The organism is Bacillus timonensis (genome assembly GCF_000285535.1).
In the GTDB taxonomy this organism is placed as follows: Bacteria; Bacillota; Bacilli; order Bacillales; family Bacillaceae_L; genus Ferdinandcohnia; species Ferdinandcohnia timonensis.
In genome coordinates this window covers 1,591,229-1,614,511 of sequence record NZ_HE610985.1, presented here as the reverse complement: position 1 = coordinate 1,614,511, position 23,283 = coordinate 1,591,229, and the positions used below count along the sequence as shown (strand labels likewise).

Genomic DNA, 23,283 nt, shown 5'->3' with positions numbered 1-23,283 from the left:
GATTGTGAGGATTTTTGATTTTGTCAGGATTTATTCGGAAAAAATACTCTCTTGTTTACTTGATTCAATTGTTTCAATAAATTTCTCAATTGTTGGTGTTAAGTATGAATCTGATCTTCTTATAAAGACAGTTTTTATTTTACTATATTGCTCTGGAAGTTTATGAAATTGGATGAGTCCATCCTTTTCCATTTGCTTCACTTCTGATTTTGGAACGAATGCAATACCAAGTCCCATTGCAGTACTACGCAAGATGGTTTCTAATGTGCCGAATTCCATTATTTTTTGAGGGGCTATGTTTTGATCCCGATACCATTCTGCGAGGCGTGCCCGGTATCCACACCCTTTACTAAAACATAAAATAGGTTCTTCCACTACCTCGTTAAGCGTGGAAACACGTTTATCAGAAATAAGGACTAGTTCTTCTTGAAACACCTCATAGGATACAAGGTCGGGATGTAAATCTGATTCAGTGATAAATGCACCATCCAATCTATGATTTAAGACTTCCTCCACTAGTGAACTAGTCACACCGGTAAATACAGATAAATCAACGTCTTTATATTTTTTTACATAGCTAGACAAGATCCTAGGTAAATGAATTACAGTTTCTACTGTCCCAATTTCTAATTTTCCTGATGGTTCCTTATTGGTTTGAACAGCCTGTTTCATTTCTCCTGTTAAGGATAAGATTTTTTGACTATAGGTTAATAGTTTTTTCCTTCTGGAGTTAAACTCATCCCACGACGATGACGATTAAACAACGGAGTATTCATTTCCGCTTCTAACTTTCGGATTCGAGATGTAATATTTGATTGCACGTATTTCAAGTCTTTTGCTGCTTCAGTAATGGTTCCTTTTTCCGCAACTAACTGAAAAATCTCTAAGTCTTTAAATTCCATTACTAATCTCCTCCTGTAATGAATTGATATTCTTATGATATCACGAAAAATGATGGTAGTTAATCATTATTATTCATTTTACAAGATATCAAAAAAGATAGATAATCAGTCTATTAGTAATTCAGGGAGGCAGAAGAAAGTGAGAAATAATGTATTATTGGGAGCTGTTTTGTGTTTTATTGCGGCGGTTTCTTGGGGAGCCATGTTTCCTGTTGCACATGCAGCCTTTTCACATATTGATCCATTTTATTTTACAATCATACGGTATGGGGCAGTAACGATTATTTTGGTAGCCATGCTGTTCTGGAAAGAAGGAAAACAAGCGTTTCGATTTGAGGGTAAAGGCAAACAATTGTGGTTCTTTGGAACAATGGCCTTTACGGTCTATAATCTATTTATCTTCTGGGGAGAGGATTTATTGGGTGAGCCTGGAGTGATGGTTGCATCCATTAATGAGTCACTAATGCCAATGATATCGATTGTGATCATCTGGATGTTTTTGAAAAAACGTCCTCATTTATTCACATTAGCATGTGTAGTCGTGTCATTGATTGGTGCAGTATTCGTAATTACAAAAGGTGATATTCAATCATTTCTAACTGCGACAGACAATATTATTCCTTCTATTCTTATCTTTCTTGCAGTTGTTGGATGGGTGATATATACAATGGGAGGAAGTAAGTTTAGCGATTGGTCTGTTTTGCGATATTCAACATTAAGCTGTTTACTCGGAACGATAACAGCAGGAGTGGTTGTAGCAGGAGCGACTTTGATTGGATATGTATCTGTTCCAACTGAAGAAGAGATTACGGCAACAGCGCCGCATTTACTGTTTATGATTGTATTTCCTGGATTGATTGCTTTGCTCGGTTGGAATATTGGGGTGAGTATTTTATCAGCAATTAATGCATTGTTATTCATTAACTTTGTTCCTGTTACCACACTTTTAGTTTCGATTTATCAAGGCTATGATGTTACACTGTTTGATATTCTAGGTACGGTCTTTATTATCCTTTCACTCGTGGCAAACAATCTTTTTGTTAGGTGGCAAAAGAAAGAGCGCAAGCCGATGGTTCAACCAAATTTGCAACAGCGGGCATCCTAACGAATACTACTAATTGAAAAAATTAAGAAAAGAAGCCAATCCTGTCATTGGCTTCTTTTTTATTGACAAATGACACCGTGTCATTTATTATTTTTTTTGGAGTGACACGATGTCATATTAATGAACTGGAGTGTCGTTTATTGTATATGATTGGAAGAAGTAGTAAATAATTATCGTTAATAGAAAAAGAGAGATTAGTTGGAAAGAGGCTTCAAAAATGAGTGAAATTACAAAGCAGAAAAAAACTAAAGTACTAAAAAAGATTACGCGGGCATTAGCAGTTATTATTGGGGCATTTATAACAGCATATGGACTGGAGGCGATATTAATCCCAAACTACGTGTCTGATGGCGGAGTGACAGGTCTTAGTATCGTTGGTTCGCAATTAATCGGGTTACCTCTGGGGCTCCTAATTGGAATTCTAAATATCCCATTTATATTTTTAGGTTATAAACAAATTGGGAAAAGTTTTGCGATTTATTCGGTAATTGGTATTGCTTCATTAGCATATGGGACAAGCATTATGCACCATGTTCCAACCATTATTCAAGGAGATACGTTGTTAGTAACCGTTGTTGGTGGTATTATCATCGGCTTCGGTATGGGTGTGGCATTACGTAATGGCGGTGCATTAGATGGAATTGATATGTTAGCCGTATTACTTTCCCGAAAATTACCTTTTGGAACAAGTGACCTTATTTTATTTTTAAACTTATTTGTTTTTATTGTGGTTTCAACGGTTTTTGGATTACAAGGCGCATTTTTGTCGGGAATTGCTTATTTTATAGCATCTAAGGTGATTCATACTGTAGAAGAAGGTTTAAGTGGTTCGAAAACCTATAAAGTTATAACTAGTCAACCGGAATTAATGGTAGAAACGATACGTGATCGTTTAGGTCGTAGTGCAACATACAATATAGTTGAAGGCGGTTATACAAACGAACAATTCAAAGAAATTACTTGTATTATTAACCGTTTAGAGGACAGTAAAATGAAAGAAATTATTAGTGAAATTGACAAACATGCCTTTGTTGCTGTATATGATGTTGCAGAAGTCAAGGGAGGTAGCTTTAAGAAAAAGGACATTCATTAAAAATATAGCTAATTCAGTTATGTTATCAATTGATTTTGTTCATTTCTGGATCTTTGATGAAAAAAGGGTTTGTCCCCGATGTTTTAAAACGGAGGACTAACCCTTTTTATATAAAATGATTTATCCCTTTATAGAAACATCTTTTCTAATTCTAGTGGTTCGATGTATTCTCCATTTTTATAGGCGCGCATGTTTCCGCCGGAGATTTCATCTATCAAAACGATTTGTTTATTTTCACCTGTACGTCCGAATTCGAATTTAATATCATAGAGTTCGATACCCTTTTTCGCCAGTTCGTCCTTGACGATACCAGCAATTTGTTGGGTAAGGCCTTTTAATACTTGATATTCTTCTTTAGACAAGATACCAAGCATGTCCAAAGCGTCTTCACTGATTGGAGGATCTTCGCGGCCATCATCTTTTATTGTTACTTCAACAAAGGCATCCAAGGCTTGTCCTTCTTCCGCATACAAGCCATATCGACGTAGAAAGCTACCTACAGCACGGTATCTACAAATGACTTCAAGCCCATTACCGAATACTTCAGCCGGTTTTACTGTCATAGTTGCTTGTTCGATATTAGCGTCAATATAGTGAGTAGGAACTCCTTCTTCATTTAATCGTTCGAAAAAGTATTTGGTTAGTTTTAATCCAGCACGACCAGCACCTTCAATAGTCAAACCAACTGTATTTGCACCTGGATCAAAAACACCATCAACGCCTGTGACATCGTCTTTAAATTGTAATAAGTAATTTCCGTCCGGTAATTCATAGACATCTTTTGTTTTACCTGTGTACTTTAACTCCATGTCAATCCCCCTATGCAATTTCAATAACATACTAATCATAAGTATAAAATTATTGTTGTACAAGAAAAAATTTTAAAAAAACTCAGTCATAGCGCTTACAATTGGAAACAAGAGTTTTTTAATAAATGGTAAACCGTTAACAAGATAAACGGTATACCAGCGTACGTAAAGAATGTGAAAATATACTACTAATCTAGTAGTGTTTCTCTTTTAATTCCTGTTAATTTTTGAATCAAAACAAATAGTTTACTGAATTTTCTATAAAATAATGCGTTTTAGAAGGATATAAAGAACGTCCATAGAATATATGTGATAATGGGAGGGGATTAGTTGAATCAATTTACTGAGATGGTGGATAAAAAAACATTTGCAAGCTATCCACAAAAACCACATGGTGGAAAATTGGTAAATCGTGTTCTTACGGGGGAAAATCTTGATGAATCAATGGAAAGAGCAAAACAGCTGCCTATGATCATGGTCGATCTGGAGGCTGTCATTACACTTGAAATGATTGCAACAGGTGTTTTATCTCCTAATGAAGGTTTCATGGATGAGGAGGATTACAAGTCTGTACTGACGAAAGGCCGTTTGAAAAATGGAGTAGTTTGGCCGGTGCCGCTAAGTTTCGCACCAATTGGTGATCGAAATCAGCAGGTTATAAAGACATTATCAGTTGGAGATGAGGTAGCTCTAGCGGATGAAACAAGAGAGCCTGTTGCTATTCTAACATTAACTGATATCTTCCACTATGATCGTGAATTTCGTGCAAAACATCTTTTTGGTACAACTGACCGCAACCACCCTGGAGTAGATTCGATTTACCGACGGATGGGGGACACGGCATTAGCTGGACCAATTACATTGCTTCGACGGGTTCATTGGGGTCCATTTGAAGACATAAGAATGGAGCCGAAAGAAACGTGGGAACTCTTTTATGAAAAGAAGAAATTTAAATCGGTGGGCGGATTTATTACGGGAGCAAATCCTTTACACCGCGGACATGAGTATATTCATCGAAATGCATTAGAAGAGTTGGAAGGTTTGTTTGTTCAGCCATTAGTTGAGATGGCAAAGCGTGAGTATACACGACATGAATTCCGGATGCTATCTTACCGTAGTGTATTGGATACATATTATCCTAAGGAAAGAACGATTCTAGCACCACTACGAGTTACCTATATTTTTGCAGGTCCACGTGAAGCAGTTCTTCATGCTTTAATTATGAAAAATTATGGGTGTACCCATGCCTTAATTGGACGAGATCACGCGGGTATTGGTGATTATTATGAAAAATATGCGAGCCATACAATTTTTGACGAATTTACACCGGATGAATTAGGGATTGATATTCGCCTTTTCCATGAAGTGTTTTATTGTACGCGTTGTAGTACACAAGCAACAGACCAAACATGTCCACATGATGAGCAATATCGTATTAATATTTCGGGGACAGGTATCCGTGAGTTGCTTCGTTACGGGGTATTACCACCGAAGGAGATTGTAAGACCAGAATCAGCGCGAATTGCCATGCAAGGTGTGCAACCTAAAGGTGTGGATGAAAATGAAATGGCAATTTCACCGGTTGGCAAAACGATAAAAAGCATCTTCCCATATTATCTAACGAGGGTCGGCATAGGTGGACCAAAACGTAGAAAACCACTTCGGGTTGAGGAACTTACGATTGAAGATTTAGAAAATGTTATCATCGACGCGCGTGAAAATGCGGATAAGATTTATAAAGATATATTCGAAGAGTTTAGCTATGTTTCTGATACACTTCGTACTGCACAGCCTGATTGGGTGGCTTCCGCCAGAGAGTCGATTCATAAGCAACAAGAAATGGTAGTTTCATATTTAGAAGAAAAAGTGAATAAAGCATTGGATAAAGCTTCCGATGAATTTATGTATCAGGATAAGTCGGAGGCTGAGCGTGAATTAGAAGTTGCAAGGAAAATTTTCGATGATATTCCATCACCACTTCGAGCAGAAGACTTAAAATATCGAATTTGGAACCAACTGCCATATAAACGATATCGTGGTAGTGATGAGGAGTAGGTAGGAAAACAAAAAATCACTCACAAAAAAATGTGAGTGATTTTTTGTATGGAAAGAATCTTATAAATAATCTTTTCTTAATTGTTCTGGTGTTTTTGGTGTAATATAGCATGGAGCTACATCAAATACTGTTTTCGCACCATATTGTTTTTCTTGGCTTAGTCGATATGCTGCTCTTGCATATGCGACTAAAACGCTCGCAGTAAATTCTGGGTTGCTATCTAGTTTTAGTGAGAATTCGTAAATCTGTGTAATATCTTCACTTGTTTTTCCACCACGAATCACAAATCCGCCATGTGGTGCTTTAGAGTGGTCGCGTTTTAATTCTTCTTCAGAAATAAAGTTTACTTCTGTATCATAATCAGCGAAATAATTTGGCATTGTTTTGATTTCATTTTCAATCGCAGCTTTATCTGCACCTTCTTCAACAACAATATAGCAGACACGACGGTGCTTTTCCGCAGTTGTTAATTCTGGATTTGAACCACTACGAACTTTTTCCATGGCATCTTCAGAAGGAATTGTATATTGAACGCCATTTTTTACACCGTTCACACGTCTAATTGCATCAGAATGCCCTTGACTTAGACCTTTGCCCCAGAATGTATAATTTTCACCATTTGGTAAAATGGCATCCGCCATTACACGGTTAATAGAGAAAAGACCTGGATCCCAACCTACTGAAATAATGGCAGTTGTATTTTTTGCTGCTTCGTTTACAGCTTGATAAAATTCTGGGATTTTTGCGTGTGTATCGAAGCTATCTACAGTATTGAACATGCTAGCAAATTGAGGGGTTTGTTCAGGTAGGTCTGTAGCTGATCCACCACAAAGTAGCATTACATCAATTTTTCCTTGATAATCACTTGCATTTGAAATATGTTCAGCTTTTACATTCGCGTCCTCAAGCTTTAAGCTTTCTGGATCTCTTCTAGTAAAAACTGCTACTAATTCCATGTCAGGAGATTGTTTAATAGCCTTAACTGCACCTTTTCCAAGATTACCGTAACCTACGATACCTAGTTTAATTTTGTTGCTCATATACATTTCTCCTTTACTTCAATTACTATCAAAAAAATGTTGTCAAAGCTAAAGTACCCATTTATCTACCGGATAAAACCAATTTTTCAGGTTACTTTTTCCGTATTTTTTTGATAATACTAATAATAATAGAATCTTGTCGAAATGCCAATAATTTTCTTCGGAGTTCGAAAAACTTTTCCCCTTTAGTAAACAAAATAAAAATTTCAAAAAAATTGATAGCATCCTTTTTGTTTGGGAGCTATACTAAATATAAATTGATATAAATAAGTAAATTTTATGGGGGAAATCAGATGTTTCTATTAAATAGAAAAAAAGAGGAAACAACAAAGGAAGAAGTTTTTACAAAATACCTGGTAGAAGAATTGAAAACGGTTTATAAACAAAATGAACACTATGATGGTTTATCAAAAGATGTTCCATATTTATCAGGAGATAGCGAAGTTGAAGTATGGATAAATAAATTGCTTGAGTTAAAAAACGCTCAAATTCGAGAGCAATTTCTACGAAATATAGAAATTATGGAATTTGTGACGCAAATGGATTATGTGAAGGATATGGTTGATTATATATCCTTGCAGAAATCATCGATGGATGAGGTAGCTGCTAGCAGTGAGGAAATGAGTAGTTCTATCGAACAAATATCTGATTTCGTCCAAACCTCTTTAGTTACAACGAATGAGACAATATCCATTTCAACGAATTCCCTTGAAACGATTAATGAATCTTTTAAATATATTAATCTATCTTTCGGGGAGATCCAAGCAGTTCAAGAAAAAATGCAAAACGTAGTAGAAGTCACAAAAGAAATAGAAAATGTCGTGAACATCATTAATAATGTTGCAGGACAAACAAACCTACTTGCATTAAACGCGAGTATTGAAGCCGCAAGATCAGGAGAAGCCGGACGTGGATTTTCTGTTGTAGCAGAAGAAATAAAAAAATTAGCAGATAACACAAAACAATCAGCGAATTATATCAAAGATATGGTAACGAAGCTTCGGGGAGAAATTGGAGCATCCGAAGAGACGATTACTGGAGCGGTGACAGTGTTTGCGAAAGGAAAAGAACAAATAAATCATGCTGTTCAATCAATGAATCAATTAGAGACCTCTTTAGGAAATATTTCATCTGTCTTTGAGGAAATATCAGCTAATGTGGAGGAACAGTCAGCAACTACCCAGGAAATTACAGGAAGACTTTCCGAAATGAACATTCAAACGCAAGCTTTAAATGATGTTTGTATCAAAACAGGACAAGGAATCTATGACGTAAGCAGTATGCTGCAAGATTGTAAACAGATGGCTCTCCCTTATTTTAAAGATTTGAAAGGTGAACATATTCAAAAGGTAACGACTGTGGATCATTTGCTTTTTAAATGGAAAGCATATAACGTTGCTTGCGGTTTTGTAAAGCTAAATGAAGATAGTTTAGGTGAATATACTAGCTGTAATGTGGGAAGATTTCTTGAGAATAGAAAACAATTGAATCCTTCAGATGAACAAGTACGGGCTATGTATGCTCCACATAAAGAAATTCATGACCTTACGAAAGAGGTTATTCATGCTGTTAATAGCGGGAACAGAAATAATATAAATCATCTTCTAAAAGAATTGGATCAAGCTACAAATGAATTTTTAGACGGATTGCAACTGATGAAATTGTAAATGAAAACAACCTATTTGATGATGAAATAAAAAGGAGCGAATGTAATGATTAAAGTAGTATGTAAAATCAAACTAAAACCAGAAGTAAGTGTTGAGGAATATATAAGTATAGCTAGTGAAGTAATAACAGAAACTCGAAAAGAAAAAGGATGTATTACGTATACACTAAATCAAGATATCAATGATCCATCTATCATTTCCATGCTTGAGGAATGGGAAGATGAAGAAACATTAAATCAGCACAATCAAAGTAAACATGTATTGGAAATCGTTCCAGAACTAAAGAAATTACGAGAGAGTACAGAACTCAATCTTTATAAAGAATTAATTTGATTTCCTCAAAAAGATAGCTTCATCATCGTGACATTGGGATAGAAACTGACCCATCGTCTAAATGATGAAGCTATTTTTTACAAAAACACTAAAATGTAATGATTAACCTCCAACTCGACTGCTTAATTCCTCTTGTTTTCTTGCTATTTTTTTATATGCTAGATTTGCCGAAGAAAGGATTACAAGACCTAATAGGCTTACACTAAAAAAGAATCCTAAACCAGATATATTCGTAACCGCAAAATAGACTGCAGCAAATCCAAAAATAATGAGTAGACTAGGTATCGGACTGTAGATCGTAATGAGAAGCGCATTTTTTAAATGAGTTCCTAATGTTTGTTCAAATTCAACATAGGATGCCAATGTATAGCAAATGATTAGAATATAAATACAACTCATCATCAGACTTGAATAAAAAAGAAAAGATGCTACTTCATTAGATGTAGTTTGTAAAAAGTTTATATTCATATATAAAATAAAACCAATCACTACAATGATTACTCCTAATTTATTACTACTAATAAACTCTTTTTTGTAATAGTGCCAAAAGGTTTTAAAGACAGGTGGGTGATTCTTGATAAGAAATTGTCTTAATGTAGCTAACATTGCTATTGTAGCTGGAAAGAATCCAAAAACTACGAGTCCACTTAAAGTAAAAAAAATCCATAATAGATTTAAATAAGCTAATCTTGCGATCCAATTACATAAGCTGTAAATACCACTTGAAAATGAACCTAGTTGCATAGTACTCCCTCCTTATCAATAATATATCACGCAGAGAATTTAAACGTTTCTTTTTTTGTAATGAAGTAAAAATATTTTCTGAAAAGTAAAAATAAAACCAGAAGCAGGCTGGATTATTACAATAGAATTAAATATAGTAAAAATTTTGTCAATAATGTAAAAATTCTTCATTGTTGAAAGCGATTTCAAAGACTATACTTAGTCTACAAATAAAGATTATTAAATCTTCAACAAAGAAGAAGAGGTGAAAAATTATGAGTAGTGAAGTAAAGCTCGAAACAGAACTTGTACAAAAAACGAAAAGCAAAGTGCAAAGACGAGCAAAAAGAAGTAGGGGTCCTTTTAGTGGCTGGAAAGAGAATTTATCAGGTTACGCATTTATAGCACCCATGTTTATTGGGACTTCAGTATTAGTATTATTCCCCATTCTCTCATCATTTGTTTTAAGTTTTACAGATTGGAATTTTGTGTCTGGTTATCAAAATGCTAAATTTGTAGGATTTGAGAATTTTTCGAAGTTACTTACTAACGCATTATTTATTAAGGGATTAATCAATAATATTATCTTAATTTTAGCAGTACCTGTTACGTTAATTTTATCGCTAGGATTAGCTGTTATCATTAATAAACATGTATATCTGAAAGATATGTTTAAAGTGATCTATTTTATGCCTTTTATTTCGAGCGTAGTTGCCGTTGCGGTTGTCTTTCAAGTGCTTTTCCATCCAACACAAGGTCCTATCAACCAATTGCTAATGACGCTTGGAATTGATAATCCCCCAGGTTGGATTGCAGACGTTACCTTTGCCCTTCCATCCGTTATGTTAATTATGGTTTGGACGGGAATCGGGTTTAATTTAATCATTTACTTGGCAGGTTTGCAGAACATCCCTAAAGAACTATACGAAGCAGCGCAAATGGATGGTGCTAATGCTTGGACCCAATTTAGAAAGATTACGATTCCATTAGTGTCTCCAACAACTTTCTTATTGTTTGTGACAGGTGTTATCTCAAGCTTTAAAGTGTTCGATTTAATCATCGTTTTAACGAATGGTGGACCAGCAAATTCGACCATAACACCAGTGGTTTATTTATACCAGCAAGCATTTATTGAATTAAAAACAGGCTATGCCTCTGCCATTTCGTTAGTAATGTTTATCATTATTTTAATCATTACCTATATACAATTTATCGGTCAGAAAAAATGGGTGAATTATTAATAGAAAGGAGCAGTACAGATGGTAAAAAAATTAGATATGCGAAAGTTAATCACGACAGTCATTATGGTACTAATAGGAATTGCCTTTCTAATGCCATTTTTGTGGATGATTTCTGCTTCTTTAAAAGTAGAGGAGGATGTATTAACATTTCCAATTCAATGGATACCCCAAACGTGGAATGCGGTTGAAAACTATAAAGAGGTTTGGACAGGCTCTATGCCGTTTTTACTCTTATACTGGAATTCGATTAAGGTAACAGTTCTAACTACTTTAATTTCATGTACAGTTTCATGTTTGGCAGCATATGGATTTGCCAAAATCAATTTTAAAGGAAGAGATTTACTATTCTTAATCGTATTGGCCACATTTATGATTCCACCTCAAACTTTGTTAGTTACACAGTTTCTATTATATAGATGGATAGGTCTTTACGATACTCACACAGGTCTCATTTTATTAAATAGTTTCAGTGTATTTGGAACCTTTATGTTACGCCAATTCTATCTCGGTATTAGTAATGAAATCATTGAATCAGCAAGAATGGATGGAGCGGGTCATTTTAAAATTTTTGCCTCAATTGCTTTACCATTAGTACGACCTGCAATTGCAACCTATGCGATATTACGTTTTATTTGGACATGGAATGACTTCCAAAATCCATTAATCTTTTTAAGATCGAAAGAACTATATACGATTCAACTAGGTGTACAAAGCTTTTCAGATCAGCACGGGAGCGTATACTCGTTAATGATGGCAGCGTCTGTATCCGCGATTTTACCATTACTCATTATCTTCATTATCGGGCAGAAAAACGTTATTGAAGGTATTCAGCTTGGTGGAGTTAAAGGATAAAAAGGGTATTTACCTTCACTATATTTGGAGAGGGTTTATATAAAAAGCAAAATCAAAGGGAGGTTATTTTTAATGAAAAGATGGGGGTTAATGTTACTAGTAGGGATATTAGCAATATTTACATTAGTTGCTTGTTCCGGTAAAGATGAAGCTTCATCAGATGATAAAGGTAGTGGATCATCTGATGGTGAAGTTACGTTAAAATTTGTACACTGGGTAAATGAGGATGTAGGAAAATGGGAAAGTGTTATAGCAAAATATGAGGAAGCAAATCCGGGAATAAAAGTGGAGTCCATACCACTTGTAGAAAATATGAATTCTCGGGATTATTTCAAACAATTGGACTTAATGGCCTCCGCAGGGGATGAAATGGATTTAATATTGTTCTCCAATGTGAGTGATTTAGTAAAGCGTATTGATGCTGGGTTAGTTGAACCAATTAATGAATACCTTGATGCAGAGGGAATTGATATTAATAAAGTTTACAATAACACTTATCCATCTGTTGATGGTAAGTACTATGGTTTGCCAATGAAAAATGTAACAATGCTTGTGATGATGAATAAAGCACATCTTGATGAAGCCGGCTTAGAAATTCCGACAGATTGGACATGGGACGACTATGCGGAATATGCTAAAAAATTAACTACTGACAAACACTATGGTTCTTATTTACACACATGGCATAATGTATTTTCGTCATTAAAATTAATGAGTAAAGCTGAAGATACGATGATCTTAAACGAGGATGGTACATCTAATGCAGATGATCCAATGCTACGTGCATCACTCGAATTACGTAATCAATTAGAAAATGTTGATAAATCCTCTGTTCCATTTACTGAAATTTTATCGCAAAAAATGGATTATCGTCAGCAATTCTTTAGTCAATCTGCATCTATGATTCCTATCGGAAGTTATATGGTAACAGAATGGGGTCAATTTACACCAGAATTTGAAATTGCTTGGGCACCATGGCCAAAAAATAATGCAAGTGACGAATCTGTTGTACCGATGAATGGAGATTTAATTTCGATTGCAAAATCTTCAAAACATAAGCAAGAGGCGTATGATTTCATGCGTTGGTTGTCAACTGAGGGTCTTTTAGAACAAGGAATTTGGGTACCGTCATGGGCGGAAGCAGATTTTGATAATATGATAGAAACAGTGGTAAACGGAAGTGCGAAACCAGAAGCAATTCATCTGGAATCGTTGAAGTATACCCTTTCTACAGCTAAGCCATCTAAACCAATTGCACCACCACCGTATATTACTGAGGCAGATACTGAATATACTGCAGAAGTGGAATTATATCTCCTTGGTGAGCAGGATCTTGATACAACGATGAAAAATACCGAAGAAAGAATACAAGCTCTTGTAGATGCTAATCAATAATTAGAATATTCATGCTATAATAGAGAGAAAACAATCGTTTTCTCTCTATTTTTTTTTGGAGCGGTGATCAACAGTGAAGTTTATATGGAAAAAGATAAATCAAATGTCATTAAGAAATAGATTAATCATTTCAGTTATTCTCTGTATTCTATTTCCATGGGTTAGTACCTATATCGTTTCAAATTATTTTACGAAGGATGTGTTAGAACAACGTGCTGCAGAACAATCAGAAGATGATTTAAGGATGATTGAATTAGCTATAAATAATATTTTAGATGATATTATGTATACCTCTAATTATATTCAATTTGATTCAAATATGAGTCAGTTACTAAAAACGCATGAATTAATTGAGACAGATTCACCCACCAAAAGAGAAGAAATCGCTCTGAACTATATTCAAATTTCGAATGAATTGTCGAGTATTACTGATTTACTGATGCCTTTGTATATTACGATCTTATTTGAAAATGATCTTTATTACACAAATTACTCATTAATAAATTTTAATCCTTTAGAATTCAAAGAAAAACCTTGGTTTGAAAAATTGGATAGCCTAAGTTTTTACCAAACCTTTTGGCTAGGTGCACACCCCACTTACATTCAATCAGAAAAAGATTCCAATCCATATCTGATTACGATTGGTAGAAGAATTCAAAAAGCAAATTCCTCAGATATCTATTTAATTATTAGTTTAAGAGAGGATGAGATAAAGCTACTATTAAGCCAATATCAAAGTGATAAACGAGCGAAATTTTATTTAACTAACACTGCAGGGGAGATCTATTCAAGCTTGAAAACGAATGATATAGGAGAGAAATTATCATACGATGTAACGAGTTCCGATTATCAAATTGTCGATTATGAAGGAGAGGAACATTTACTGGTGTCATATCCAGTTTCCTATTCGAATTGGAGATTGGTTAGTCTTGTACCGTATAAAGACACAATTGGATCAATCAATACGATGACAAGAACGACTATTTTAATTCAAGGCGCATTTCTGGCTCTATTTTTAATTGGCCTAATCTTGCTTGTACGTGAATTTACGAAACCAATTATCCGATTAAATGATGTTACAAAAGCAATTAAACGAGGAGATCTATCAGCAAGGATATATACCTCAGGAAGTAATGACGTTGCACAGCTAGGTCAATCTTTTAATCATATGCTAGATACGATTGAGGAAATGATAGAGCAGATTAAGATAAAGGAAGAAGCAAAACGTAATGCAGAATTAGACATGCTACAAGCTCAAATCAACCCGCATTTCTTATTCAATGTATTAAATGCCATTCGTTTAAAAATAAAAATGGAGGGTGATCATGCAAGTAGCTCGCTCATTTATTCTTTATCAGCATTACTGAGAATGACGATAAATCGCAATAATGCTTTTATACCATTAGAAGAAGAGATAACCATTGTTAGGCATTACGTAGATTTGATGAATTTTCGTCATCAGCACGATGTAGTGTTGAAAATTGATGCCATGGAGACAGTTTCGAGTATGGAAGTACCAAGATTTTTCTTGCAACCGGTTATAGAAAACGCTATCATACATGGTGATAATAATGGAAAACAAACGATTGAAATTGTTGCCAATCAACAAGAGACATATTTAAACATATCAATTACTGACAAGGGCAAAGGCATGGATGAACTCACATTAGAACGACTAAAAGAGAAAGTATATCAATCAACAAGTACTAACTATGTTAAAAATAATCAATCGTCGTTTAATGGAATTGGATTACAAAATGTTTATCAAAGAATGAAATTGATTTATGGAGAAGAATTTCATATGAATATAGACAGTAAAGAAGGAGAAGGAACAACTGTAAACTTTCAAATTCCAGTGCATAAGGAGTGAGTAGAATGTTTGAGGTCGTCTTGGTAGATGATGATGTAATCGTTATTGAGTTTTTGAAGAGATTCATTCCGTGGGAGGACTATGGTTTCCGAGTTGTCGCAAGTTTTCAAGATAGTAATCTTGCACTTGCCTATCTGCAGGAAAATGATTATGATGTGTTGATTACCGATATTGGGATGCCGAAATTAAATGGAATTGAACTCATTGAGCAACTGAAAAAATCAAAAACAAGTTCATATAACGTTATCCTATCATGCCAAGATGATTTTCATTTTGCCCAACAAGCTCTAAAATTACAAGTTTTTGATTATATTTTAAAAGAAACAATGGAAGAAACGAATATCATAGCCTTACTTGATAGATTAAAGAATAAGTTGGAGCAAGAACACTATAAAAGGAATCAGCATTTAAAAGTCACTAAGTTTATAGAAAGAAATAATATGACATTAAAATCAAAGTTCATTGAAAAAGTAATGAAAGAACAGCATATTGAAAAAACAATTTGGTTCCAAGAGCAAGAGGAACTTCTAGGACTGGACTTTACACAGAAGCAATATACACCAATATTATGTTTTATTGATCAGTATCAGGAAGCAATTAAACATTATGAAAATGAAACGTGGCTTCAATTTGCTATCAATAATATGCTAGAAGAAACACTGATAAAAGTACAATCAGAGATACAGATTTTCTTTGTACATGGTGAATTTTTCATGCTTTTTCAGAGTGATAAAACAATAGACTCGCATTATATTCTTGAGTCTATCGTAAAAGAAATACACAATAAAATACGTAGCTTCTTATCAATTTCGATTACTTCTGTCATTGGAGAAAAGAATGTTAAGGGGCAAGAGTTAATAGAAAACATGAGATTATTACTTTCTCATAAAGAACATCGTTTATATTATCATTATGACAGTATTAACTTTTTTCAACCTATCCATTATACATGTGATTCAATTTTTCAAGATTATGTAGAAATATCACAAAAAATTAAAGAGATGATTTTAAAAGGTGAAAAAAATGAACTGTTAGAGTGTATCAGCCAACAATTACATCGAATAAGAGAGAAAAACTTTTCTCCTGGTACAATCAAAAATTGGGTTATTAAATTAGTTTATGATGTTAAATTATCTTTAAATGCATTAAAGCATTTTGAAACCCAATTGACTGAAATAACAGATCATGAGATTCAGTATGTCGAGACTTTTGAACATTTAGAAAGTGTTCTAGAAAACATATTCAATCAGATGCTAGAACAAACTCGAACAATTAATTTGACGAGTAGAAATGAAGATATTTTAAAAGCACAAAAATATGTACAAATTCATCTTGGCGACAAGATTTCTTTGAAGGAAGTTGCAGATCATTTACATTTAAATCCTAGTTATTTTAGTAGAATGTATAAAAAAGAAACTGGAGAGGGCTTTGTTGAGTATGTAACAAAGGTGAAAATGGCAAAAGCAATAGAATTACTTGATCATTCAACAAAGTCAGTAGAGCAAATCGCATTTGCGTTAGGCTTTGAAAGTAAAAGTTATTTTTTGAAAACGTTTAAAAAGTATTATGGAATATCTCCAAAGTCTTATCGGTTTAAAGATAAAGAAGCAGAATAAAGCATCCACAATACTTTGTTAAGTGAACAAATAAATTAATCATATCGATGCACCCCACAGCTACCACCTTAGACGCCATTTTTAAAAAGATTCTGAAGAAAATTCATAAAGTAAGGATGAAATTGGAGGAATGAATAAGTGGTAGTAAATAGAAATGTCCCAGAACTTATTTTACAAAATGAAAAATGGGATGAGGAGAGAAGGAAAAGCATACTACAAGCTTTTGAAGAAGAAGTATATGGGTGTAGCCCCAAAGACGGATTTTCTGTTAGTTGGAACATTGTAAAGGAAGAACCTTTTAAAAATATAGGTACAAAAAGAGTTGTGGAAATCTATATTGATGCACCAAAAGGAAGACACTCTTTTTTGTTATACGTATTTATTCCAAAAACTGCCTCCCAACATAATCCAGTACCGGTAATGCTGTCTATATCCATTACACCTAGATTTCCTCAACCAAGTGGTATGGTGAATGGTAAAGAATTAGATGAATTACTAAAAGTAGTAGGAGACAGAGTAGAAACATTGCCAACTCCTTCTGAATTACCGAAGCCGGAGCCTTATGATTTAGAAAATAATACAAATGATGAAAAGTGGCCTGTAGAAGTTTTGCTAAGTAAGGGCTATGCTACTGCTGCTTTTTATGCTGAAGATATTGGGCCTGATAATGAAACAAAGTATCAAGAAGGAATTATCAGTTATTTTGAAGACAATAAAGAAGCGCCAAATAGTTGGGGAACAATTGCAGCATGGGCGTTCGGCGCCAGCCGCGCAATTGATTATCTTACAACAGATTCACTGTTAGACAAAAGTAAAATTTCTGTTATCGGACATTCGAGGGGTGGGAAAACAGCATTATGGTGTGCAGCCAATGACCCGCGAGTTTATTGCTGCTATGCCAATAATTCCGGGTGCACAGGCGCCGCACTTTCAAGAGGAAAGAAAGGCGAAGATGTTTTTTGTATTAACACCATTTTTCCATATTGGTTTTGTGAGAACTATAAAAAGTATAATAATCGGGAAGATACACTTCCAGTAGACCAACATATGCTTTTGGCATCAATTGCTCCAAGACTCCTTTATTTAGCTAGTGCCAGTGAAGATTTATGGGCGGATCCAGAATCGGAATTTTATTCAGCTGTGTTGGCGAGTGAGGTCTATGAATATTATGGGCTACGTGGTTTAGAAAAGAAGAGTCCACTGAAGCCTGGTCAAAAAACACATAAAGGGCGAATCGGATATCATGTTCGAAAGGGTCGACATGAACTTACCTTACATGATTGGGAGTTATTTTGTGAGTTTTTGGAAAGCAAACGTTAAAATGAAAAAGTCACCTACACAAAAGTGTGTATAGGTGATTTTTTCTTAGTTTGACTGTTGATTTTAGAAATTCTTCGAAATGTCGATTTGCATGTTTTGAAGGTGTTTTTTCATAATCAGGCAGGTTTTTCAAAGGTATGATATCCTATAAAACATACAATTAAGATAAATAGGGAGTGTTTTTGTTTTGACGCAACAGGATTTTACGCAAGGGTCAGTTCGTAAGCAATTGATTTTCTTCGCAGGTCCAATAATGTTAACCAATTTGCTTCAAGTATCCTATCAATTTATCGATAGTTTGTGGGTAGGAAATTTACTAGGTGCGAATGCGCTTGGGGCGGTTACGATTTCATCTACAGTTGTGGTTACAATTTTGGCGTTTATTATTGGAATCAACAATGCCACATTAACGATTCTTTCCCAACAAAAGGGAATGAATGATAAGCAAGGATTAAAAAAGTATGTGAATGCCTTTGTCGTTTTACTAACTGGTCTTTCCATTGTGGTCGGCTTGTTTGGTTACTTTTTTTCAAAACCTCTATTACTGTTTTTGAATACACCTGCAGAAATGCTGGATGAAGCAAGCGCTTATTTAAAAATAAACTTCCTTGGTATTTTATTTATCATGGGATATAACTTTATCGGCACTGTACTTAGGGCGTTAGGAGATAGCAAGACGCCATTACGGTTTGTATTTGTGGCAGTTATACTGAATGCTATTTTCGATCCATTATTCATTTCTATTTTTGGTTGGGGTATACATGGAGCTGCGTGGGCAACTGTGTTTGCACAAGGAATTTCATTTTTACTGGCATTGGCTTATTCATTTCGACACGGGCTTGTGCCATTTACAATACCATACTTACCAAGTAAGGAAGAAGTATGGTTAATATTAAAATTAGGTGTTCCCGCAGGACTGCAGATGATGGTCATTTTCGCAGGTGTTACGGCAATTTTATCAGTGGTCAATTCATTTGACGGGGCTGTCGTAGCAGGATTTGGCGCATCTCAACGAATTGATAGTTTAATAACCATTCCAGCGATGGCATTAGGAACCGCTGTGAATAGTATGGCTGGTCAAAATATTGGAGCAAACCAATGGGACCGGGTTCGTCAAATTGCACTGTACGGCACGATTATCAATATCTCTATCATGTTATCCATTGCGTTAGTAGTATTTTTATTTGCTGGTGGGTTAACGAAGTTGTTTATCCGAGACAATGAAGCCCTCACTTTCGGTACGGACTATTTAAAAATTATTGCTTTCTTTTATCCATTCATTGGCGTAAATTTTATTTTAAATGGAGTTGTAAGAGGAGCAGGTGCCATGTATCAAGTCTTGGTATTGAACATCCTTTCCTTTTGGCTTCTACGGTATCCGCTCACTTATGTTTGCTCAAATTTTATCGGACCGAATGGAATTGCAGTAGGTATCGGAATTAGTTTTATCATAAGTAGCATCTTTGCGTTTTCATATTTTAAATGGGGTGGATGGAAGAAGAAGGAGTTATTCAGTTCAGGTACGGCAATAGGTCAATAATTATTTTTAAACAATGCTCATAAGTATGATAGGGCATTGTTTTTTTAGCTTTTCATTCACGGTTTGTCCTGTTTCTTTTGGTAAATTGGACAACTTTATGTCGAAATTCATGGTTATTTTGCGCAATACTTCAACATAAGAATAGCTTGAAAGGGCAAAAGTTACGATTTCGTTGTTTATTATAGACTTGCTAATGTAAAGGGGGTGAATAGCATGTGGGTCATTCCTGAATATGAAGTCATTAATACTGCCGCTGAGGTGACGATGTATTCCTACATCCGCGAGTAGTAAACACTACTTGCCTTACATGCTTTTTTATGAAAGTTCAATTACGACGATTTGAAGGGATTGAAGCAAAATTCGAATCAGAGTCTTAGGAGTAGCAGCGGGAGGAGGTTTTCCACAATGGAACTGTGCATGTCCCAATTGTCGAAGTGTTCGCGACGGGGACAATGCACTTAAACCAATGTTACAATCTTCTCTCGTAATAAGCGCAAATGATAACGACTGGTATCTCGTCAATGCGGGACCGGATGTTAGTAGACAAATTGAAACATTTGCTGCACTTCATGCGGGTCCTGGAATTAGAGAAACACCATTAGCGGGTGTTATTTTAACCGATGCAGAGCTTGATCACTCAATCGGTTTATTGTCGTTAAGAGAAGGTTCGCAGTTAACGATTTATGGGACGGAAACAGTAAAGAACTGTTTGCACACCTCTTTTCCGGTATTCCCCATGCTAAAGAACTATTGTTCTTGGGAGTGGCAGACGCTTACTCCACAACGAAAAGTACGGATTGGGGAATCCAGTGAAAGCTCAATTTTGATTGAGACTGTCCTTGTATCAAGAAAACCACCACTTTATGCCAAAACCGCTAGTGATAAAACGGAGGGTATTTGGGAGGTTGGTTTTCTTTTTCAAAATGAATGGTCTGGAAAATGTGTTGCCTATTTTCCGACTTTAGATACTATAACCCCTGAAATCGAGTCTGCTTTACATAAAGCGGATATTTTGTTTGTGGATGGAACATTTTGGTCTGAGGATGAATTAGTTTCGTTGGGTGCAACGAACAGAAATGCAAGGGATATGGGGCACCTGCCAATTAGTGGCTCATCTGGTATCATCGAAAAATTAGCATCATTTTCAGCGGAACGGAAAATTTTGATACACATCAACAATAGTAACCCTATCTTGAAAAAAGATTCTAATGAAGCGAAAGAATTGAAACAACATGGTATTGAGATTGCCTACGAAGGTATGGAATTGGAGGTTTGACTATGCCACAACAAGGAGGGTTAGAACGGGTAATTCATGAAGAGGGAAAAACATGGTCACGGGAGGAATTTAAAGAAAGATTAATAGATGTTGGACGGTCTTCTTATCATGACAAACATCCCTTTCATGTGGCGATGCACGAGGGTACTTTAAGTCGGGAGCAAATCCGGGGCTGGGTGGCCAACAGATATTATTATCAGAAGTCTGTTCCGATTAAGGATGCGGTTATTTTATCCAAACTCCCAACGAGGGAGTACAGACGTGAATGGATCCAGCGCATTATCGATCATGATGGAAATCATGAACAAGAAGGTGGAATTGAGGCTTGGTTAAGGCTTGGTGAAGTTGTGGGGTTGTCCCGCGAAGAGGTGTTGAGTGAGGAACATGTGGTACCGGCAGTTCGTTTTTCTGTGGATGCTTATGTGAATTTTGCTAAGGAAAAGCCGTGGCTCGAGGCAGTCGCTTCATCGCTAACAGAACTCTTTTCACCGATTCTGATTTCAGAGCGGATAAAAATACTTGAACGGTTATATCCGTGGATTGACCGTTCTGGACTTGGGTATTTCAGAAATCGTTTAACACAGGCACCTCGGGACACACAATTCGCTTTGAATGTCGTATTGGATACCTGCAAGACATTGGAACAACAACAACTTGCAGTAGATGCTTTACAGTTTAAATGTGATGTGCTTTGGGCACAACTGGATGCCATCGAAAAAGCATATCAAAATAAATGACGAAATGGTGGTGGAGAATTTTGAATAGTAGCTATCCAAAACTGGCACAAAAAGGGCGGCTCAAATTTGATAAAGTTAGAGAAAAGCATCTCCTTTTGTTGCCTGAAAAGGTGGTGGTTTTGAACGAAACTGCCGCTTCGATTCTTGCTCTATGTAACGGAAATGACTCCATTTTCACCATCACCGAGAAAATGAGAAGTTCGCTAGTGTCTGAAACCAATAGAAATGAGTTACCAAACTTTGAAACCATGAAGGCGGATATCACGAAGTTTGTTCTCGATATGGTTGATCAGGGATGGGTGGTGATGGAAGATGAAAGAGTCAAAGAATTATAGGGTACAGCCACCATTCTCGTTACTTGCGGAACTGACACATCGTTGCCCATTGCATTGCCCATATTGTTCAAATCCGATTGAAATGACATTAAAGGAAAAAGAATTATCTACAAATGACTGGCTCCGAGTGTTAACTGAAGCGGCAGAGCTTGGAATAGTTGAGGTTCATTTTTCAGGCGGTGAGCCGCTTTTATGGAAGGATCTTGATAAGCTTATTAAACATGCGAATTCATTAGAAATGTATACAAATTTGATTACGAGTGGGATTGGATTGACGGAGGAAAAGGCAGCGAACCTGAAAGAAGCGGGCTTAGCTAATGTCCAGATTAGCTTTCAAGCAGGTGAAGAAGAGCTTTCGAATCAGATTGGTGGATATAAAGCATTTGAAAAGAAACGTTTGGCTGTTGAAGCGGTAAAAAGTACCGGAATGCACTTAGCTTTAAATGTCGTGTTGCATCGGTTGAATATTGATACATTGCATGAAATAATTACGTTTGCCCATGAAATAGGGGCAGAGCGGTTGGAATTAGCAAATACACAGTTCTATAACTGGGCATTACTTAATAGGGAGAGACTCTTGCCGAGTAAGGAGCAGATTGAGAGAGCAAGTGTAGTATATGAGGCAGCAAGAGCACACCTCGGCAAAGAAATGGAAATCATATGGGTTATTCCTGATTATTATGAATCAACGCCCAAGCCTTGTATGGGTGGCTGGGGGGCGATTGCTTTAACTGTTGCACCGAACGGAGATGTCCTTCCATGTCCGACAGCCGGGATGATTGAAGGAATCTCATTTGAAAATGTTCGTGAAAACTCATTACATCAAATTTGGTATGAATCGGATTCGTTTAACCGATTTCGTGGGAGCGAATGGCTCCCTGAAACTTGTCGTTCATGTGATTTAGTACATCAAGATGGGGGAGGCTGCCGATGTCAGGCCTTTGCTTTAACTGGGGATGCTAATGCAACGGATCCAGTATGTCACCTGGCGCCAGACCACCATTTGGTTAAAAAAGCAGTACAGGATGCGAATAGTACGTCAGTGGAAGATACTTCACCTATAATTTATCGAAGAATCACTTCATCAAAAATAAGGTTGTAACTAACCTGCTAGAGGTGGTCGCCTCTAGCAACTTTTTTATATGAAAGGGATGTAACTAATAAATGTTTTGGAGGGGGAATGAAAGACCGAAAGCGGTGAGAATTCCTGGGAAAGGTTCTTTATCGAAAAGGAGTATCAGATTCTGGAGCAATCCAGTTCATTGGGGATATGAAGAGGAAAAGGCGTATTAGATTTTGGCGCAATCCAGTTCATTTGGGGTATGAAGAGGAAAAGGGGTATCAGATTTTAGCAAAATCCAGTTCATTGGGGG

The 23,283-nt window shown here is 35.9% G+C and carries 19 protein-coding genes and 2 pseudogenes; 17 read left to right on the top strand and 4 right to left on the bottom strand.

The annotated features are described in order from the left end of the window. Nucleotides 1–30 precede the first annotated feature (30 nt). Nucleotides 31–902 (bottom strand): annotated as a pseudogene (locus BTHG_RS08305) (LysR family transcriptional regulator). Nucleotides 903–1,041: 139 nt separating this feature from the next. Between BTHG_RS08305 and BTHG_RS08295 the strand changes: the two are divergent. Together BTHG_RS08295 and BTHG_RS08290 are read left to right on the top strand one after the other, a co-directional pair. Continuing rightward, nucleotides 1,042–2,007, top strand: coding sequence for a DMT family transporter (locus tag BTHG_RS08295; protein ID WP_010283713.1), 966 nt, complete (start codon nucleotides 1,042–1,044; stop codon nucleotides 2,005–2,007). Nucleotides 2,008–2,224: 217 nt separating this feature from the next. Then, nucleotides 2,225–3,100, top strand: coding sequence for a YitT family protein (locus BTHG_RS08290; protein WP_010283712.1), 876 nt, complete (start codon nucleotides 2,225–2,227; stop codon nucleotides 3,098–3,100). 128 nt (nucleotides 3,101–3,228) lie between these two features. Here BTHG_RS08290 and BTHG_RS08285 read toward each other — a convergent pair whose 3' ends face one another. After that, entirely contained in the window at nucleotides 3,229–3,909 is a 681-nt protein-coding gene (locus BTHG_RS08285; RefSeq protein ID WP_010283711.1) for a phosphoribosylaminoimidazolesuccinocarboxamide synthase, read from the bottom strand. A gap of 330 nt (nucleotides 3,910–4,239) precedes the next feature. Here BTHG_RS08285 and BTHG_RS08280 point away from each other — a divergent pair, with 330 nt between their 5' ends. Then, entirely contained in the window at nucleotides 4,240–5,964 is a 1,725-nt protein-coding gene (locus BTHG_RS08280; protein ID WP_010283710.1) for a sulfate adenylyltransferase, read from the top strand. Between the two features lie 60 nt (nucleotides 5,965–6,024). Here the strand turns inward: BTHG_RS08280 and BTHG_RS08275 are convergent, their stop codons facing one another. Then, nucleotides 6,025–7,005 carry a diaminopimelate dehydrogenase gene (locus BTHG_RS08275; protein WP_010283709.1) on the bottom strand — a complete coding sequence of 327 codons (981 nt, stop codon included), beginning with the start codon at nucleotides 7,003–7,005 and terminating at the stop codon, nucleotides 6,025–6,027. A 293-nt stretch (nucleotides 7,006–7,298) separates the two neighbouring features. Between BTHG_RS08275 and BTHG_RS27915 the strand changes: the two are divergent. From BTHG_RS27915 to BTHG_RS08265, 3 genes and pseudogenes are all read left to right on the top strand, one after another. Further along, nucleotides 7,299–8,159 (top strand): annotated as a pseudogene (locus BTHG_RS27915) (methyl-accepting chemotaxis protein); the annotation flags it as partial. A gap of 54 nt (nucleotides 8,160–8,213) precedes the next feature. Further along, nucleotides 8,214–8,672 carry a CZB domain-containing protein gene (locus BTHG_RS27910; RefSeq protein WP_408605274.1) on the top strand — a complete coding sequence of 153 codons (459 nt, stop codon included), beginning with the start codon at nucleotides 8,214–8,216 and terminating at the stop codon, nucleotides 8,670–8,672. Between the two features lie 45 nt (nucleotides 8,673–8,717). Then, the gene (locus BTHG_RS08265; RefSeq protein ID WP_010283707.1) at nucleotides 8,718–9,005 is read left to right on the top strand and encodes a putative quinol monooxygenase; all 288 of its coding nucleotides are present in this window, start codon (nucleotides 8,718–8,720) and stop codon (nucleotides 9,003–9,005) included. 102 nt (nucleotides 9,006–9,107) lie between these two features. Here BTHG_RS08265 and BTHG_RS08260 read toward each other — a convergent pair whose 3' ends face one another. Beyond that, entirely contained in the window at nucleotides 9,108–9,749 is a 642-nt protein-coding gene (locus BTHG_RS08260; RefSeq protein ID WP_010283706.1) for a YesL family protein, read from the bottom strand. Between the two features lie 254 nt (nucleotides 9,750–10,003). Between BTHG_RS08260 and BTHG_RS08255 the strand changes: the two genes are divergently transcribed. The 11 genes from BTHG_RS08255 to pqqE all read left to right on the top strand — a co-directional run bounded on the left by BTHG_RS08255 (nucleotide 10,004) and on the right by pqqE (nucleotide 23,012). Beyond that, complete coding sequence (locus BTHG_RS08255; protein ID WP_010283705.1) at nucleotides 10,004–10,969, top strand: carbohydrate ABC transporter permease; 966 nt, start codon at nucleotides 10,004–10,006, stop codon at nucleotides 10,967–10,969. Between the two features lie 18 nt (nucleotides 10,970–10,987). Continuing rightward, nucleotides 10,988–11,821, top strand: a complete 834-nt coding sequence (locus BTHG_RS08250) for a carbohydrate ABC transporter permease (protein ID WP_010283704.1) — start codon at nucleotides 10,988–10,990, stop codon at nucleotides 11,819–11,821. A gap of 72 nt (nucleotides 11,822–11,893) precedes the next feature. Continuing rightward, a complete protein-coding gene (locus BTHG_RS08245) occupies nucleotides 11,894–13,216 on the top strand; it encodes an ABC transporter substrate-binding protein (protein WP_010283703.1) in 1,323 nt (440 codons plus the stop codon). A 103-nt stretch (nucleotides 13,217–13,319) separates the two neighbouring features. After that, on the top strand, nucleotides 13,320–15,086 hold the full coding sequence (locus BTHG_RS08240) for a sensor histidine kinase (protein ID WP_148361154.1): 1,767 nt from the start codon (nucleotides 13,320–13,322) through the stop codon (nucleotides 15,084–15,086). 5 nt (nucleotides 15,087–15,091) lie between these two features. Further along, nucleotides 15,092–16,702: a response regulator transcription factor gene (locus BTHG_RS08235; protein ID WP_010283701.1), complete on the top strand. Its 1,611-nt coding sequence runs from the start codon at nucleotides 15,092–15,094 to the stop codon at nucleotides 16,700–16,702. Nucleotides 16,703–16,840: 138 nt separating this feature from the next. Continuing rightward, the gene (locus tag BTHG_RS25725; RefSeq protein ID WP_010283700.1) at nucleotides 16,841–18,022 is read left to right on the top strand and encodes an alpha/beta hydrolase family protein; all 1,182 of its coding nucleotides are present in this window, start codon (nucleotides 16,841–16,843) and stop codon (nucleotides 18,020–18,022) included. 187 nt (nucleotides 18,023–18,209) lie between these two features. After that, nucleotides 18,210–19,562 (top strand): MATE family efflux transporter, encoded by a 1,353-nt coding sequence (locus BTHG_RS08225; protein ID WP_010283699.1) that lies wholly within the window; start codon nucleotides 18,210–18,212, stop codon nucleotides 19,560–19,562. Between the two features lie 358 nt (nucleotides 19,563–19,920). Then, nucleotides 19,921–20,838: a pyrroloquinoline quinone biosynthesis protein PqqB gene (pqqB, locus tag BTHG_RS08220; RefSeq protein ID WP_026021744.1), complete on the top strand. Its 918-nt coding sequence runs from the start codon at nucleotides 19,921–19,923 to the stop codon at nucleotides 20,836–20,838. A 2-nt stretch (nucleotides 20,839–20,840) separates the two neighbouring features. Then, nucleotides 20,841–21,575, top strand: coding sequence for a pyrroloquinoline-quinone synthase PqqC (pqqC, locus tag BTHG_RS08215; protein ID WP_010283697.1), 735 nt, complete (start codon nucleotides 20,841–20,843; stop codon nucleotides 21,573–21,575). Nucleotides 21,576–21,595: 20 nt separating this feature from the next. Continuing rightward, the gene (pqqD, locus tag BTHG_RS08210; protein ID WP_010283696.1) at nucleotides 21,596–21,910 is read left to right on the top strand and encodes a pyrroloquinoline quinone biosynthesis peptide chaperone PqqD; all 315 of its coding nucleotides are present in this window, start codon (nucleotides 21,596–21,598) and stop codon (nucleotides 21,908–21,910) included. Beyond that, nucleotides 21,888–23,012 carry a pyrroloquinoline quinone biosynthesis protein PqqE gene (gene pqqE / locus BTHG_RS08205; protein WP_010283695.1) on the top strand — a complete coding sequence of 375 codons (1,125 nt, stop codon included), beginning with the start codon at nucleotides 21,888–21,890 and terminating at the stop codon, nucleotides 23,010–23,012. The genes pqqD and pqqE overlap by 23 nt, the downstream gene beginning before the upstream one ends. Nucleotides 23,013–23,283 lie beyond the last annotated feature (271 nt).